At 68.4% G+C, this 18,290-nt stretch carries 4 protein-coding genes; all 4 read left to right on the top strand.

Annotated features, from left to right (window positions below; all coding sequences use genetic code 11):
• Positions 1-112: 112 nt before the first annotated feature.
• From O7599_RS08525 to O7599_RS08510, 4 genes are read left to right on the top strand one after another with little or no spacing between them, the layout of a single operon-like run.
• On the top strand, positions 113-3,367 hold the full coding sequence (locus O7599_RS08525) for a DEAD/DEAH box helicase (RefSeq protein ID WP_281621518.1): 3,255 nt from the start codon (positions 113-115) through the stop codon (positions 3,365-3,367).
• Entirely contained in the window at positions 3,364-8,988 is a 5,625-nt protein-coding gene (locus tag O7599_RS08520; RefSeq protein ID WP_281621517.1) for a hypothetical protein, read from the top strand. The genes O7599_RS08525 and O7599_RS08520 overlap by 4 nt, the downstream gene beginning before the upstream one ends.
• A complete protein-coding gene (locus tag O7599_RS08515; protein WP_281621516.1) occupies positions 8,985-15,800 on the top strand; it encodes a DEAD/DEAH box helicase in 6,816 nt (2,271 codons plus the stop codon). Before O7599_RS08520 ends, O7599_RS08515 begins: the two co-directional genes overlap by 4 nt.
• Positions 15,797-18,133 (top strand): UvrD-helicase domain-containing protein, encoded by a 2,337-nt coding sequence (locus O7599_RS08510; RefSeq protein WP_281621515.1) that lies wholly within the window; start codon positions 15,797-15,799, stop codon positions 18,131-18,133. The genes O7599_RS08515 and O7599_RS08510 overlap by 4 nt, the downstream gene beginning before the upstream one ends.
• Positions 18,134-18,290: the final 157 nt, after the last annotated feature.

Genomic DNA, 18,290 nt, shown 5'->3' with positions numbered 1-18,290 from the left:
GCGGTGGGTAGGCGGGGTGCGGTGGCCGCGCGGCGGTCGACACGGTGCACGGGGGCACGCGGACGGCGAGAAGACCGTGAACCGGCGGACTGTGAACCGGCGGTAGGTACATATGCGGGACGTCAGGGACGACGAGGGAACGGAGCTGTTCGTGAGCGGTGCGGCGGCGGGCGGCGGTACGGCGCCCAAGCGGCAGGGGGCCTTCGACTCGGTGGTCCGAGACGGGACCGTTGCGGGCGTTTCGGCGGACGCCCCGTCCGATGCCGGGCGGCGCTCCCGCCGCTCCGGATTCGCTCCGGGGTCCCAGGTCCTGGTGCGTGACGAGCAGTGGCTGGTCAAGAAGGTCGAGCCGACGAAGTACGACGGCTGGATGGTCGAGGCCTCCGGCATCTCCGCTCTGGTGCGCGGAATGGACGCGGTCTTCTACGAGAAGCTGGACCACATCGAGCCGATCGATCCGGTCAAGACCCGCCTCGTCCCCGACTCCTCGCCGAACCACCGCAAGGCGCGCCTTTACCTGGAGGCCGTCATCCGCAAGACGGCGCTGCCGCAGACCGAGCACGGACTCGCACTGGTCGGCAACTTCCTCATGGACCAACAGACGCACCAGCTCCGCCCCGCCGAACTCGCCCTTTCGAAGGAGAACCCGCAGCCGCGCGTGCTCATCGCGGACGTGGTGGGCTTGGGCAAGACCCTGGAGATCGGTGTCCTCCTCGCCGAGCTGATCCGCCGGGGCCGCGGTGAGCGCATCCTCGTGGTCACTCCGGCGCATGTTCTGGAGCAGTTCCAGCGCGAGCTGTGGACCCGCTTCTCCATTCCGCTCGTCCGTCTCGACTCCACCGGCATCCAGCGCGTCCAGCAGGACATTCCGGCCGGCCGGAACCCGTTCGCCTACTTCAAGCGGGCAATCATCTCCGTGGACACCCTCAAGAGCGACGTCTACGCCCACCACCTGGAGAACACCGACTGGGACGCCGTCGTCATCGACGAGTCCCACAACCTGGTCAACCGGGGCACGAAGAACAACGCCCTGGCCCGCCTCCTGGCCCGCCGCAGCGATGCCTTCGTCCTGGCCTCGGCCACCCCGCACAACGGTGACGCCGAGTCCTTCGCAGAGCTGATCGGGATGCTGGACGACGCGGCCATCGCCGACCCGTCGTCGTACGAGGTGAAAGACCTGCGGCACCTCTACATCCGCCGTACCAAGACCGACCGCGAGGTACGCGATTCCCTGAAGGGTGAGTGGGCGGACCGCGGACCGTCCCAGCCGGTGATCGCCGAGGCGACCGCGAAGGAGGAGGCGGTCCTCAAGGAGTTCGCGGCGCGCTGGATCCCGAGCGACCCCGCGGATGCCTCGGTGTGCGTGGACTCGATGGTCGCCTACAACCTGCTGAAGGCGTTCCTCTCCTCGCACCGTGCCTTCCAGCACTCCGTCACCGCGCGGGCCAAGACCCTGGAGAACCCGCTGAAGGGCCGCAAGGGGCAGGACCCGGCACGGCTGGAGGCGTCGCGTCAGGTCGAGCGGAAGGCGATCACCGACCTCGCCCGCCTCGCGAACGACCTGGGCGACGACGACTCGTCCAAGCTCGACGCGCTGGTCAAGGCCCTGCAGGAGATCGGTGTCGGCCCCGGTTCCGACACCCGGGTCGTGGTCTTCTCCGAGCGCATCCCCACCCTCAAGTGGCTGGCCGGGACCGTACCCGCCCGGCTCGGCTTCCCGCGGCTGAAGCAACTGGAGCAGAGCGAGAAGGAAGCCAAGCCCTGGAAGGTGTACGACGGAGTCGTCGAGGTCATGCACGCCGACGCCTCAGGCGAGGAGGAGCAGCAGCGCATCGTCGAGGAGTTCGGCCTGGCGACGAAGCCGGTGCGGCTCCTGTTCACCGGCGATGTGGCCTCCGAGGGCGTCAACCTGCATCAGCAGTGCAACGAGCTGATCCACTACGACCTGCCCTGGTCGCTGATCCGTATCGAGCAGCGCAACGGCCGCATCGACCGCTACGGGCAGAAGAAGAACCCCCGGTTCCGGGCCATGGTGCTCACCAGCGACGTGGAGTGGCGCACGGACGAGGCGACCGGCGAGTCCCTGCCGCTCGACGACCGGCTCGTGGGCGCCAAGTTGCTCGCCCGCGAGGAGGAGGCCCACCGCATCGAGGGCAGCGCGGAGGCGGTCACCGGGATCTACAAGGCGAAGGAGGAAGAGGACCGCCTCACCCGCGACCTCATCGCCGGCCGCACCGTTGAGGAGTCGATCAAGGAGTCGTCCTCGACGGCGACCGGTCGAGGGAAGGCCATGCTCTCCAGGGCCATGGGCAACGTCGGAGCGAAGAAGCCCACGGACGACATCCCCCGCGCCACGGTGCCCGGCCTGTTCGGCACGGTGGGCAGCGCGACCGCCACCTTCGACTACTTCGCCGAAGCCCTCCGCCAGGTCTGCCACCCCGTCAGCCCCGACATCGCTCTCAAGCTCCGGAAGGAAGACAACGGCACCCTCGCCTTTCAGCCGCCACCGGACCTCCTCCACCGGCTGAAGGCCCTGCCCAAGTCCTACCTGACCGAACAGGAGATCCTCCCCACGGCGAACAAGGAGGGGCGCATCCGCCTCACCTTCGACAAGGGGCTCGCCGGCAAGCGCCTGAAGGTGGCACGCGAGGAGTCGGACAGCCAGTGGCCGAACGTCAGCTATGTCTCCGACGTGCACCCCGTCCTGGACTGGGTCACCGACAAAGCGCTCGCCGCGCTCCGCCACGACGAAGCGTTCGTCCTCGCCTTCGACCCGGATCGCGACAAGGCGAAGGACATCGACCCGGAGCTGCCCGCTGCCCTCGACGGCCCGGTCTACCTCCTCCAGGGCATCTACTCGAACAAGGCCGGGCGCCCCACCGTCGTCGAGTGGATGGCCGTCACCGGCCTGCCCGACGCCCCGCGCACCTACCGGATGGACAACGCCTTCCTCGCCGCCTGCCGGGTCGGCCCGAGCATGCCGGGGCGTGCCACACCGGTGAACAAGGACATCCTCCAGCACTGGGTGCCGGACGCGGTTGGTGAGGCGCGACAGTATCTGGAGGGCCGTGAGGCCGAGTACGCGGAGCAGATCGAGGCCGTACTCGCGCCCTTCGAGAAGCGCGTCACCGAGTGGAAGCAGGCCGCGCTGTTCACCGCGGAGGCCCGCCGCTCGCAGAAGAAGCAGACCGACGTGAACCTCAAAGCGGACCGGCGCCGGAAGCTGATCCGCTCCCTGCACACCTCCGGCGCCCCCCTGCTGCGGCTCCTCGCCGTCCTCGAACCGCTCGCCGCCACTCCCGCACCGCCCGCCCCAGGGCCCGCCGCGACCGACCTGCCCGACGCCGGAGAGACGACCGCCCGATGAGCACCGACTTCGACTCCTTCGCCAACCGCGGCGAGTACCTGTCCGCGCACTACTTCGCCGAGCAGCTCGCCGACGGCCTGAAGAAGGGTGTCTTCGCGACCTGGGCGGACATCGAGTCCGACGAGAACGACAAGCGCACGACACCGCGCGTCGCCCTGCGCGGTCTGCGCTCCGTCTACCTCGACGAGAAGTACCGGGGCTTCTTCGCCGAGCAGGCCAAGGCGGACGCGGCGGACGACGAATACCCGGACAAGGAAGGCTTCGAGGAGCGCCTCAACACCTACGAGGACGAGGAGTGGCGTGGACGCGTCGCCCAGTGGCACCGCACGGTGCTCGCCGCCCTCGGCTACCCGGGGGCCGACGACGACGAAGACGGTCCGCGCGAGCTGACCGTGCACCGAGCCGGACGCGACCACACGGTGCAGGTGGCCTGGCACGGTGACGGCATCGTCGCCGTCGACTGCGGCTGGTCCGCGACCAACGACACCGCACTGGACGCCGATGGTTACGGCCGTCTGCTCCACCCGCTGCGGACGGTGGGCAACGCTGAGACCTACGAGTCGGGCCACGCGCTCGCCACCTGGCTGTTCCAGAGCGAACTGGGCGGCGAAGGCGGCGGCACCCCGCGCTTCGTGCTGCTGCTGTGCGGTGGCGTGATCGTCCTGGCCGACCGGCAGGCGTGGGGCGAGGGCCGCTACCTCGCCGTCAACCTCGACGCCGCCCTGGAGCGCTACGACCGCAAGCAGTACGGCGAACTCGCGGTCATCGCCGGCCTGTTCAGCCACAACGCGCTTGCCCCGGCCGAGGACGGCAAGGGCCCCGCCATCGACGCCCTGGTCAAGGCGTCCCGGGACAACGCGGTCGGGGTCTCCGGTGAACTGCGCCAGGGACTCCAGAAGTCCGTCGAGATCATCGCCAACGAGGTGCTGGCCCGGCTGGAGGAGGCCGAGCTGGACCCGCGTGCTCTGGAACGGCCCGGGGAGTCGTTCGCCCGGCAGCTCACCCGGGAGGCGCTGCGCTACCTCTACCGCATCCTGTTCCTGCTGTACGCCGAAGCCCGCCCCGAGCTGGGCATCCTCCCCGCCGACGACGGTACGTACGAGGCCGGCTACTCGGTGGCCCGCCTGCGGGAGATCGTCGAGCGGGACACCCAGCTCACGGACGAGACTGCCCGCAACGGCTTCCACCTGCACGACTCCCTCGACGTCCTGTTCAACAACGTCAACCGCGGCCATCGGGAGTACGGCACCGAGGAGTGGGACGAGCGTCCCGGGGACGACGCCGAGACCCGCAAGAAGAAAGCGAAGCAGCGCAGCGAGGGACGCGGCCTGCGCTTCGAACCGCTGCGCAGCGAACTCTTCGAACCGGCGTCGGTACGGCTCATCGGCCGCGGAACCCGCGACCCGCGCCACGACGAGGACGGCCCCGACGGCCCGGCCTGGCTCGACCTGCGCCTGCGCAACAGCGCCCTGCACGAGGTGCTGCGCCTGCTCACCATGAAGAAGGCCAGGCGGCGTGGGGAACGCGGCGGCTTCATCTCGTACCGCAACCTGGGCATCAACCAGCTCGGCGCGGTCTACGAGGGGCTGATGTCGTACACCGGCATCATCGCGGAGGAGGAGCTGTGCGAGGTCGCCAAGGGCGGCGACCCGGAGAAGGGGTCGTGGCTTGTCCCCTCGTACCGGCTCAAGGAATACGACGAGAAGACCTGGGTCGAGTACGACGAACGCGACCGCGAGGAGAAGGGCCTGCGCGGGGCGAAGAAGTACCCGGCGGGGACTTTCGTCTACCGCCTCGCGGGGCGCGACCGGGAGACGTCCGCCTCCTACTACACACCCGAGTCGCTGACGAAGGTCACCGTCGAGCTGGCCCTGAAGCACCGTCTGGACCAGGAGAAGGACGAGGCGGGGAATGTCATCAAGACGCGCGCTTCGGAACTCCTGAAGTACCGCATCTGCGAGCCGGCGCTCGGTTCCGGGGCGTTCCTCAACGAGGCGATCAACCAGGTTGCCGAGGAGTATCTGCGGCGTCGACAGGACGAGTTGGGCCGGTCCATCCCGACCGCGCAGGCGCTGACGGAGAAGCAGAAGGTCAAGGCGTACATCGCGCTTCACAACGCGTACGGCGTGGACCTGAACCGGACGGGCGTCGAGCTGGCGGAAGTCTCACTGTGGCTCAACACCATGCACCCCGGGATGCGGGCGCCGTGGTTCGGGCTGCATCTGCGGCGGGGTAACTCGCTGATCGGTGGGCGGCGGGCGGTGTACGCAGCGGGGGATGTCTCACCGCATAAGGGCAGGCCGGGGTGGCTGAAGGACAAGGACACCCAGCCGCCGAAGCGGCTGCCGTTCCAGGACAACGAGGCCGGCGGGGAGGCGTTGCCCCTTCCGGACGGGGCAGTGCACCAGTTCCTGCTGCCGACGCCGGGGTGGGCGGCGGTGACACGGGCGAGCGGGGATGCGAAGAAATTGCTGCAGGAGTTGGCCTGGGACGGCGTCGAGCAGCTAAGGGACTGGAAGAAGGGCGTACTCAGGAAGCCGGAGCGGAAGTACACGAAGGCCGGTGCGCCGAGGGTCGACCGGAAGACCGGGGGTGAGGCCGCGTCTCAGTACACGCGGCTGCGGGACGCGGCGCGGCGCGCGGAGTTCCTGTGGAAGCTCGTCGTCAAGCGAATGGAGCTGTCGGAGCGGGAGATCGCACGGAGCATCGACGTGTGGGAAGCCGATCCGACGGACGAGGAGTTCGGGTTCCTGCGGCGGGCCGAGGATGGTGTCGGTGCGACGCGGCTGTCGAAGGAGAAGGTCTATGCGGACCTTTTCGACGCGGTGGATACGCCGTACTGGCGGCTGAAGCAGGTGATGGATGCCTGGTGTGCGTTGTGGTTCTGGCCGGTGGACAAGGTCGGGCTGCTGGACGGTACGGATGGGGAGTACGCGGCGGAGTCCGTTGACGTGGAGGAGTTGCTGGGCGGGTTCGGTGAGCCGGAGGCTCCGCAGGCGGCCGGGAAGGAGGCACGGCCGAGCGGAGGTGCTGAGGTTGCGCCTGCGGTGAGCAAGCCTGTGCCCCGGTTTGTCGAGGCGGGGTTGCTCTTCCAGATGGCCGGTGACCAGCCGTCGCTTGACGAGGCGAATATGGCGGCTGAGGGGGACTACTTCTACGAGGTGCAGAAGGCTGGTGGTGTACCGAAGCAGCGGGGGAAGGCAAGCGGTCCTGCGCCGAAGCGCCGTCGCCCCGTCATCCCGCTCAAGGACTTGGACGACTGGCTGGACTTCCTGGAGTCGATGCTGGGCACGGGGCCGGTCCCGGACGCCAGTATCGGATCGGCCCTCGACAGCCTGGAGGAGCTGAAGAACTATGAGGCCCTGCTCCTGGACGAGATGTGGATGGACCGTCTCGATCCGGAGACGCGGTATCCGTGGATGCGGGGCGTGAGGGAGATCGCAGAGGAGCAGGGATTCTTGCACTGGGAGTTGGACTTCGCCCTCGCTTTCGCGGAGGGCGGGGGTTTTGACCTTCAGGTAGGGAACCCGCCGTGGGTGCGGCCGCAATGGAAAGAAAACCCGGTCCTCGCCGAGTTCGACCCGTGGTTCATGCTGACCGAGAAGCCTCAGGCTGAAGAGAAGATGCGGCGGCGGACGGCTGAGCTTGCGACGCCACAAGTGGTGGCATACGCGCTGCAAGAGGTGACATCAACGGCGACCGTGGCCGGCTATCTCGCAGCTCCGCACGTATACCCGCTGCTCTCAGGCAGTCAGCCTGACCTGTATCGGGCTTTTATGTGCCAGGTCTGGGGTCATGGCTCGGTTGCAGGCATTATGGGGTTGGTGCACCCTGACTCTCACTTCACGGGTGATGAAGGTGCGCTACGTGAGGCTGCCTACCGCCGTCTTCGAGTGCACGGTGATTTCTTCAACCCTGGGCATCGCTTCTTTCCCAGGCCGGTCGGCGAGTCGACGCACTTCGGGGTTCACGTCTATGGCCCCCCTGGAGAGATTGAATTTGAACACCTGTCATGGCTGGTATCTGTTAATGCTCTTCGTATCTCCTCGCAGCATGATGGTTCAGGTGAAGGTCCAGGCATCCGCTACCGAGGTGGTGCCTATGATGAGCGCCCACACCTTCGCAGGGTTATTCACGTAAACACCGAGACTCTGTACGTGTGGGGACGTCTCCTCGGCGAAGAGCACGTGCGTGTGGGCCGGACTCGCTTGCTGTTTCCCGTGAGTACGGAGGAGAACTCTGCAATTGCCGCGCTAGCTGATTACCCTCTGCGGCTTGATGTCTTTGGCCCGCAGATCTCGCGCGGATATGACGAGAGTGGCGCGAAGAAGGAAAACCTCATCGAATACAATCGGATTGATCCGGGGACAGGTGTAGAGTATCAGCCCGAGGATTGGCAAAACGTTATTCTCAAAGGTCCTCAGCTCGGCGTGGCTACAGCCGCTTTCAAGCGCCACGATGCCAATAGCAACGATCCCTACGGGGCTGACCTTGTTCAGTTGTCTCCCGAGTATGTCCCGGACACGGCATACGTGATCGCGAAGGGGCGGTATGCGGAATATCTAGCGATGCAAGACCGGTGGCTGGATCACGTGGAAATTGAGCGACTCCGGACCTCGGAGGAGGAAATCCGAGAGGTGACAGAGCAGTTGGCGGAGAAGCTTGACTGTGCACTGAGTGAGGTCCTGTACGAGTCGGTGGACGATGTATTCAAGGTGCGTTCGGCGAGACGGTACACTACGTTCTATCGCGCTGCGTGGCGCGAGATGATCGCTCCGGACACCGAGCGAAGTCTGTATACAGCGCTGATTCCGCCAGGCGCCGCCCATATTCACGCAGTAAGGTCTGCTCAGGTGGCTAGCGACCGGGATACTGCCTTGTTGGCAGGTCTCTGGTCGGCGCTACCTGTGGACTATCTTCTGCGCATCGCCGGGGTCAGGCACTTGGACGTCGCTCAGGCGCGACGCCTTCCCGCGCCCCATGGGGCACATCCCCTCGCCTCTGCCCTCCTTCTCCGTAGTCTGCGGCTGAACTGCCTCACTGCTGCCTACGCTGAACTCTGGCAGAAGCTCCACGACCCTAAGTGGGCTGATTTCGAACCATGGGCCCGTGCTTGGCCTTCTATGACGATCCAACTTCACGAGTGCGGCCCCATTTGGCAGTCTGACACTCCACTGCGGACTGAGTACGCGCGCCGGGCCGCGCTCGTCGAGATTGACGCGCTGGTGGCGGTTTGGCTGGGAATGGATGCCGATGCATTGATCGCCGCCTATAGAGGCCGCTTCCCGGTTCTGCAGAAATACGAGACGGTAACGTGGTTTGACACTAAAGGTTGGAAGCTGGCCGGTGACGCCCGCACAGTCGGTTGGCGCCAGACCAAAGAAACCTGGAAGCAGTTCGAGAAGTACATGGCCGACCCCGCCTTCAAAGCCCATCAGGCCGACCCCGCCAACAACCCCGCCCCCCAAACCCCCGTCCCCGACGGCTACACCGCCCCCTTCTACAAGGCCGACCGCGAGACCGAAATGCGCGAAGCCCACGCCTACTTCCAGAAGCGCCTCGACGACGCCGTCGCCGCCGGCGAATGGGACCCGGTCAAGCAGGAGGTGCCGAAGCCGTGAGGCCGACGCTGGAAGCCGAGGGGTTGAAGGAGAGCCTGCTTCAGTACCTCTCCACCACCTACGCCCTCACCGACGAGGGCGCACGGAAGGCCCTGCACCGGTTCCTCGGCGACGACAACGCCGGCATGTTCAGGGGGCCGTTCCTCCGCCTGCGCACGCCGTTCGTCCCGGCGGATTCGGCGTGGGAACAGCACCTCGACTGGCGGCGCACGGACGGCTGGACGCCCTACGCCCACCAGGCCGTCGCCTTCGAGCGGCTCTCCTCCGCAGGCGGGCGGACGCCCCGGCCGACCCTCGTGACCACCGGTACCGGTTCCGGCAAGACGGAGTCCTTTCTCTACCCAGTGCTTGACCACTGCGCCCGCGAGCGGGCAGCCGGCCGCGGCGGCATCAAGGCCGTGTTCCTGTACCCCATGAACGCCCTCGCCACCGACCAGGCGCAGCGCATCAACGTACTCCTCACCGAGCATCCCGAACTCCACAGGGTCCGGGCCGGCCTCTACATCGGCGAGCGCGCGGCAACCCGGTACGACAGGGTGTATACCGACCGGTACGACATGCAGGTCACGCCGCCAGACATCCTCATCACCAACTACAAGATGCTGGATCTCCTCCTCCAGCGCGCCGACGACGCCGCCATGTGGACGCGCTCCGACATCCGATACGTCGTCGTCGACGAGTTCCACACCTACGACGGCGCGCAGGGCACGGACGTCGCGATGCTTCTGCGCCGGCTTGCCTCCGCCGTCGGAGCCTCGGAGGAGGGGCGGCCCCTTGGCCGTATCTGCCCGGTCGCCACTTCCGCGACCCTCGCCTCCGGGACGGGCGCCGACGGAGTGCGGCAACTGCTCGACGTGGCGACCCAGGTGTTCGGAACGGAGTTCACCGCCGACGCCGTGGTCGGCGAACAGCGCCTAGCCGTCGAGGAGTTCGTCCCCGGCGACGACTTCGACCCGGTCCTGCCCGTGCCGACCCCCGACGAACTGGCGGCCCTGGCCGACCCCACCCTCGGCGAGGAGGAGTTCTCCGCGCTCGCCGAAGCCGTCACCGGCAGTCCGTACACCGATCCGTTCATCCTCGGCCGGATGCTGAAGCAGCACCCCCTGACCGCCGCTGTGCTGCACGCCCTGGACGGGCAGGTGCGTTCCGTGCCCGAGGTCCTCGACCTGATGTGGCGCCGCGGTGCCCAAGCGTGGGGCCGCACGATCACCCTTCGCCCCGAGCTCGCGGCGAAGGCGCTCGCCCGCCTCGTCGCGCTGCTTTCGGTGGCCCGCGACCCGGCGTCCACGCCGGGGGAGCCGCGTCCCTTCGTGCAGGTCGAGGTCCACCAGTGGGCCCGGTCGGTGTCCCGTCTCGTGCGGGGCGTGCTGCCGTGGCCCAAGGCCGAGTTCCAGTGGGACGCGGTCGGCGCCCCCGAGAGCAGCGAAGAAGCAGCCGCGCGCACCGCGCCCGTCACCACGGCGACCGAGGGACAGTCGGCGAACCTGTTCCTCCCCGCCGTGTACTGCCGTGACTGCGGGCGTTCCGGCTGGGCGGTCTTCACCCCGGAGTCCGACGACCTGGACGTCGAGGTCGACTCGCACAAGATCCGGCGGGCCTCGGTCAGCCAGGACAAGATGCGGGTGCGAAACCTCATCGCCGCCACCGACGGCGAGGCCCGGGAGGGTTCCGGAATAGCGGCCATGCATGGCGCCGGCCGCGCTGCGGGGCGTGCCGACGCCAACGCGCTCAACGTGGCAGGGGCGGGCCAGCTCCGGATCCTGGACGGGCCCAAGCGCAGGCTCCGGCTGCCCGATCCGGTGGCCGACTACGACCCCGACACCGGCGGTCCCCGGCTGGCCGGCGCCGATTCCGCGTTCGTCCTCGTCTACCTGGGGGAGACCGCGACGACCGCTGCCGAGGAGGACTGGTGCCCGGCCTGCGGGTCGCGCAACACCATCCGCTTCCTCGGTACCGGAGCCGCCGCGCTCGCCGCCGCGTCCGTCACCCAGTTGTTCACGGGCGGGGAGCTGGACAAGCAGCAGGGTGAGACCAAGACCCTGATGTTCAACGACTCGGTGCAGGACGCCGCGCACCGCGCCGGCTTCGTCGCCAGCCGCTCGTACACGTTCTCCCTGCGCGCCCTGTTCAAGAGCCACCTCTCCGAGGACGCCCCGACCGCGCTCAACGACCTGATCGCCGACGTCGTCGCTGCGACCACCGACCGCACAACGCTCGCCGCCGTTGTCCCTACCGACCTGCACGACGTCAAGGGCGTCAAGAAGCTCCTCTCCGGTCAGGGCCGGGGCGGGGACTACAAGACCTGGCGGCTGATCGGGGAGCGGTTCGCTTTCGAGGCGTTGATGGAGTTCGGGTTCCGCTCACGCAACGGCCGTACGCTCGAACTCACCCGCACCGCCGCCGCCCAGGTACGCATAGCGGTTCCGATGGCCGCCGCCGACGTCGTCCGCGCTGCACACACCGCTCCCTATGGCAAGGGCAGCCAACTGCCCGTCCCCGACGCACTGGACGACGACCGGTACCTCGGCTTCTTGCGGATCTTCCTGGAGCGGCTGCGGACCCGCGGCGCGATCGGCCACCGCTGGCTTGACGGCTATCTCAAGGAGGCCGGAACCAGCCGCTACTTCATCTGGGGAAAGCGGCCCCCGGGTATGCGTGCCTTCCCCAAGGGCATCGCCGCGCCCGTCTTCCTGCTCAACGCGCCGAAATCCAGGAGCGAGTTCGACTTCGCCACCGGGCGCCTCTCCTGGTCCGAGCGGTGGGCCCAGCGCAGTCTCGGCCTGCCCCGCGAGCAGGCCGCCGAGTTCTGGTCACGTCTGCTGCCTGAACTCGTCGCCGCCGGACTGCTCGCCGTACGTACACCAGAGGACAGCGGTCTCAGGGTCTACGGGCTCAAGCCGGGGGCCGTCGACGTCCAGCTCCTCAAGGACGACGAGGTCAACGATGCGTTCGTCCGCTGCCCGTCCTGCTTCTGGGAACAGACCGTCCACCCCGACCTGCTCGGCCAGTGGGACGGCCAGAAGTGCCCCGCTTACCGCTGCCGCAACGGTCGCCTCGTCGCCGGCACCCGGCCGGAAGGGCTCGGCCGGCACCAGCGAGACCGCGACTACCGCGAGGACTACTACCGCAGGCTGTACCGCAAGGCGGGCACCTACCAGGTGATCACCGCCGAGCACACGGGCATGCTCACACGCCCGGAACGCGAGCGGGTCGAGGGGGCCTTCCGGGACGGCAGCGGGTTCAAAGATCCCAACGTGCTTTCCTGCACACCCACCTTGGAGTTGGGCATCGACATCGGCGATCTGTCGGCCGTCGTGCTGGCCGCCCTGCCCCGCCGGGCCGCCAACTACGTCCAGCAGGTCGGCCGCGCGGGACGGCGCACCGGCAACGCCTTCCTCCTCACCATCCCCGACCGCAGTCGCAGGGACCTGTACTACCTCGACCAGCCCCGCGAGATGATCGCCGGGCAGATCGTGCCGCCGGGCAGCCACCTGTCGGCCATCGAGATTCTGCGCCGGCAGTACCTCGCCCACCTGCTTGACCTCGCCGCGCAGGGCAGGCTGAAGCGGACCGACGGGCGGGCCCTCGCCGCGATCCCGCCGGACGCGCCCGCGCTCTTCGGACCAAGCGGGTACCTCGCGGACCTGGTGGAGGCGTCGCTCGCCCACGCCGAGGAACTCGTCGAGGGCTTCCTCGGGCTCTTCCCCACCGGCGTGAGCGACTCCGCCGCCGACGAACTGCGCGCCTACGCTCACCGCGAGCTGCGCGGCACCGCCGAGGAGGCCGCACGCCAGTGGAAGCGCGGCGAGGAGGCACTGCGCCGCAGGCTCACCTTCATCGACGAGGCCGTGCGCGAACTGCACGAGGACGACGAGGAACAGCGCGTCCGCAAAGCCGAACTGGAAGCTGATCACCGGGCCGTCGGCCGCCGCATGATGAAACGCGGCACCGCAACCGCCCAGCAGGCCCTCTGCGACCTCGGCCTGCTGCCGAACTACGCTCTCCTCGACGCCGCCACCACCCTCAACGCCACCCTGTACTGGTTCGACGGGCCCGAACCGAAGACGGGGCGGGAGCGCTTCGACTCCAAGATGCGCCCGTACGAGCGGCCGCAACGGTACGCGCTGTCGGAACTGGCCCCCGGCAACACGTTCTACGTCAACGGCTACAAGCACCAGGTCACCGGCATTGAGATCGGCAGCTCGACCCGGCCCGACTGGACGCCGTGGCGCTTCTGCCCCGAGTGCGGCTACGTCCGCACCGAGGACGCCGCCGAGGACCGCAGCCCCTGCCCGCGCTGCCGCAGCACCGGCATCGCGGATGACGGCTCCTGCCTGCACCATGTGATCGAACCGAGCGTCGTCACCTCCCGCGGCAAGCGCGACGATGCTCGGATCGGCGACGACAAGGACGACCGGGAACAGCGCTTCTACTCCGTCATCGACGCCGTCGACTTCCCGGCGAAGCACATCGAGCCCAAGGCATCCTGGCGGCACACCCGCGAGACCTTCGGCGTCGACTACTCCCGCAAGGCGGTGATCCGGCGGATCAACGTGGGCCCGCTCCGGTTCGACGCCCGCGCCGAGGAACAACTGGCCGGACACGACGTCCGGCTGGCGCCCTTCCACGTCTGCACCGCCTGCGGGGCGGCGAGCGCCGACGGCAGACCGGTCTTCGACCACGACACCGACGCTCTCGACAGCTCCGCCGTACGCAACCCCGCCGTGAAGCACCACCAGCCCTGGTGCCCGCTGCGGCGGGGCAAGAGGGGAGCCGACGCACCGAAGCAGAAACCGGTGCTCCTCGCCCACCAGCTCACCACCGAGGCCCTGCGCATCCTGCTGCCCGCCGCGACCGTACTCGTCGACGAGAAAGTCCACTCCTTCCGGGCCGCGCTGCGACTGGGCGTCGACCGGCACTTCGGCGGCGACCCCGTCCATCTGGACACCACTCTCGCCACGATGCCCGACGCGGCCACCGGTGAGCGGCGACACTTCCTCGTCCTCTACGACCGCCTCCCGGGCGGCACCGGCTACCTGGACCGGCTCAAGAAGCCGGTCGCCTTCCGCGACACCCTCGTCGAAGCACGCGACATGCTGGTGGCATGCCCGTGCAAGGCAGAGGGGCGGCGCGCCTGCCATCGCTGCCTGCACCGACACGCGGAGGAGCGGCACCAGGACGCCGTCTCCCGCCACGACGCGCTGGAGATCATCAACAGTCTGCTCGGTCCCGTCGACGAGGACGGCCGTCCGCTCACCGACGACGACGGGAACCCGATCAGCTACTGGGCCACCAAGGAGATTGCGACAACCGCGGCGATCGGCCTGGACCGGCAGGTCGAGTCCGACCTGGAGGTCCGCTTCCTCGCCGCCCTGCGCACCTGGAGCACCGGCCAGGACGATGCCTCCCTGGAGGAGAGCGGTGCGCACAGCGGTACCCTGCGTTTCGCCGGGGCGACGGCATGGCGGCTGACCGCCCAGCGCGACGAGGAGTTCACCCGCACCGACTTCACCTTCGAGAAGACCGAGGGCACACCCCAGAAGGTGCACGTCTTCCTCGACGGCCACCGTTTCCACGCCACCCGCGCGCACAACCGCATCGCGGCCGACTCTGCGAAGCGGGACGAACTGCGGGCCGGCGGTGCCCTCGTCTTCCAGATCACCTGGGACGATCTCGAACTCCTTGAGAAGGGGGATCGCGCCACCGTCAGCGCGGTATGGCCGCCCTACCGGCGTACCGGACAGGACACCGCCAAGGACTGGTACGAGGAACTCGGCGGCGATCGCGCCGAACTGGCCGACGCGGTCTTCGTCAACCCCATCGACACACTCCTCGGCTACCTCCGCGACCCCTCCCGCACCCGGTGGGGCCGACGGGCCGAAGCGGTGGTCGGCGGGCTCCTCAGCGCACCCGAACCGCTGGCCCAGAACGTCGACCCCGCGCAGGCCCGTGCGACCCTGCGAAGCGCCCTCGGCTCCCTTGCGAAGGGCGGCAACCCGGTGGCCGAGGTGGGACCCGCCACCGGAGACGGCGAAATCCTCGTCCTCTCCGCCACCGACGAGCACGGCCTGTCCCTGCTCTACACCGTGGACCCGTCCGGAGGACCGGACGGCACCGGCAAGGTCGGCTGGGGTGCCCTCGCCGTACTCGACGACCAGGACGGCGATCAGCTCGGTACCACCGCGCACAAACTTCGCTGGCGATCCTGGCTCTACTGGTCCAACCTTCTTCAGTTCCTCGCCTTCAGCGGCGGCGACGGCGTGCAGCTCGCCGGCAGCCGGGCCGCCGGCTTCGCAGTGGAGATGCTGCGGGTCGGAGGCGGGGCCGGGGAGCTGGAGACGCTGATCGCCCGGCTGCACCCCGAGACGGCCACGGTGGCCGCCGATGGCGCAGCGCCGATGGGAACGGGCGACGACCGGTCCTCGGACTCTTCTTCCCTGGAGCAGGCCGTCGAGGGTCTGCTCCGTGACGCTGTCTGGGACGAGGACATCCTCCAGCTTCTCGATGAGGACGAACCGGACTCGGACCTCACCCGGCTGGCCAAGGCACTCGCCGCACGTGGCAAGAAGGCCCCGGCCTTCGGTTACGAACTGGGCGACCGCGGCTGGCAGGCCGACTTCGCCTGGCCCGACTCCGCCACCAAGGTGGCGGTGTTCGTCAACTCGGACGCCCATGACAGCGAGGAACGCCAGAAGCGGGACGCCGCCTACACCGGCGACGGCTGGACCGTGCGCACGGCAGCCGACTGGCTCGGCCACCTCGACTCCCTGCTCAACCTGCTCCCGGACACGGAAGGTACCGACCACCGATGACCGCACGGCTCAGCCTGTACGAGAAGGCCGAACAGGAGCTGTACAAGCTCGACCGCTCGGTCAAGGGCAAGTTCTACGACTTTTCACACCGCTTCCGGCAAAACCCCGACCACCCGGGTCTCGACCTGAAGCCGCTCAAGGGTGACGGCCGCGTCTACCGCGCCAAGATCGACCAGTCCTACCGGGCGCTCCTCGCCAAGATCGGCCTCGACGCGGCCGGCCGCGAGAAGTGGCTGGTCGTCGCCGTCCGCCATCGCAAGCACGTCTACGAAGAACTCTCCGTCGCGATCAACCGCATCACCGGCGAGATCGAATTCGTGGACCTCTCCGTGGTGGGTCGGAGCGTGCTCCAGCGGGCGGGGATGACGCTTACTCCGGCCGATCCCGAGGGCGGGGGCGAGCCGGGGACACCCGCCCCCGTACCGGTCGGCCCCGAACCTGCCGATCAAGCGATCGCCCCGCCCGAGGCCGAGCCGCTTCTCGCCGGCCTCGGCGTCGAGGACCTTCGTGACCTCGGTGTCGCCGAACAGCTCATCGAGTTCGCCCTCGCCGTCACCGAAAGCACCGAACTCGACGCCCTGGTCTCCGGAGCACCACTCCTCACCAAGGACATCCTGTACGGCCTGGCCGCCGGCCTGTCCATCGAGGACGTCCGCAAGGAGATCACCGCTCCTGTCGACGTCGCACTGGAAGAGTCCGAGCGGCACGACCTGGACGCGGCGCTCGCCCGTACCACGGTCACCACCGTCGACGACGCCCTCAAGGACATTCTCGAAGAGGGCGACTTCCGGGCCTGGAAGGTCTTCCTCCACCCCGCTCAGGCCAAGCTCGTCCACCGCCACTACAGCGGCCCGTTCCGGGTTTCCGGCGGCCCCGGCACCGGCAAGACCATCGTCGCCCTCCACCGCGTCAACTACCTCGCCGAACAACTGCCCCCCGGCCACGGCAAGCCCATCCTGCTCACCACCTTCACCAAGAACCTCACCACCGACCTGCGCGCCCGCCTGTCCTCCCTCCTCGAACCCGAACTGCTGGCCCGCGTCGACATCACGCACATCGACCAGCTTGCCGCGCGCGTCCTCAACGAGAACACCGCCGCCGGCGCCGGGAAGCAGCGCATCTACGACAGTGTCGCCCTGAACAACCTGCGCCAGGTCCTCCTCGAACTCGACGAGAAGCGCTGGGACGCGGAATTCCTCTACGAGGAATGGGAGCAGGTGATCCTGGGACAGTCCCTCGGCACCCGCAAGGCGTACTTCGACGCGCGGCGAGCCGGACGCGGACGGTCCGTCAGCCGCCCCGACCGGGCGCAGATCTGGAAGATCCTGGAGCAGTTCACCACCCGCCTCGATAAGGAGGGCCGCGAGACCTGGGGCCAGGCCGCCGAACGCGCCGCCCGCTTTGAGATGCAGCGCGCCGCCAAGATCGAGCAACGCCAGGGGTACAAGGACGAGACCGACGGCAAGAACCACATCCACCGCGACGACAGTTCCGGCATGCACTACCTGAGCCACCGCTACCGGCATGTCGTCGTCGACGAGGCGCAGGACCTCCGGCCCGCCCACTGGAAGATGTTGCGCGCCATGGTCGCCCCCGGTGAGGACGACATGTTCATCGCCGGCGACACCCACCAGCGCATCTACGGCCAGCAGGTCACCCTGGGCACCGTCGGCGTCAACATCCGAGGTCGCGCGGCCCGCCTCACCCTCAGCTACCGGACCACCCGCGAGATCCTGAGCCGGGCCATAGAGGTGGTGAATCCCAAGGGCGGCCAGATCACCTTCGACGACCTCGACGACGGCACGGACAACCTCGACGGCTACCGCTCCGTGCTGCGGGGACCGGCCCCCGAACTCGTCCGCTGCGTGAGCTGGGACGAGGAACTCGCCCGACTCGCTGTTGCCCTCCGGTCCTGGCGTGCGGAGCTCGCCACCGGCGGGACCGATGGCAAGGTCCGCGACCCCCGGGGCAACATCGCGGTGTGCGTCGCCGACCGCGACGCCGTCAACCAGGTCATGCTCTACCTGGCGGCCGAGGGCGAACTGACCGTCGCCGAACTCACCAAGGACGGCGTCAAAGGAGACGGCGACATCCACGTCGGCACTATGCACCGCTTCAAGGGCCTGGAATACCAACGGCTCGCCATCGTCGGTGCCCGTGACGGCGTCATCCCCCGCGCGTCCGTCGTCCAGCGCTACCGCGAGACGGACCCCCGGCGCCTCGCCCGGGAGGAACTGAAGGCCCGCTCACTGCTGTTCGTCGCGGCCACGCGTGCTCGTGACACCCTGCGCATTAGCTGGTACGGCAAGGCGAGTCCGTATCTGCCGAGGTAGAGATGCGCGAGAGCCCTGCCGCCGGGTCTGGCCAGCGCCCAAGGCGTCTGTATATGAGCCGGCGGGGTGCGCATCGCCTGGAAGTCGCCGTGATCTCGCGGAGCAAGTCGTCTGAGGGGCGGATACTGCGTACTTCGTGGCAGCCGGTGTACTGGCT

It is taken from the genome of Streptomyces sp. WMMC500, assembly GCF_027497195.1.
Lineage (GTDB): Bacteria > Actinomycetota > Actinomycetes > Streptomycetales > Streptomycetaceae > Streptomyces.
This window is presented reverse-complemented; position numbering and strand designations above follow the sequence as displayed.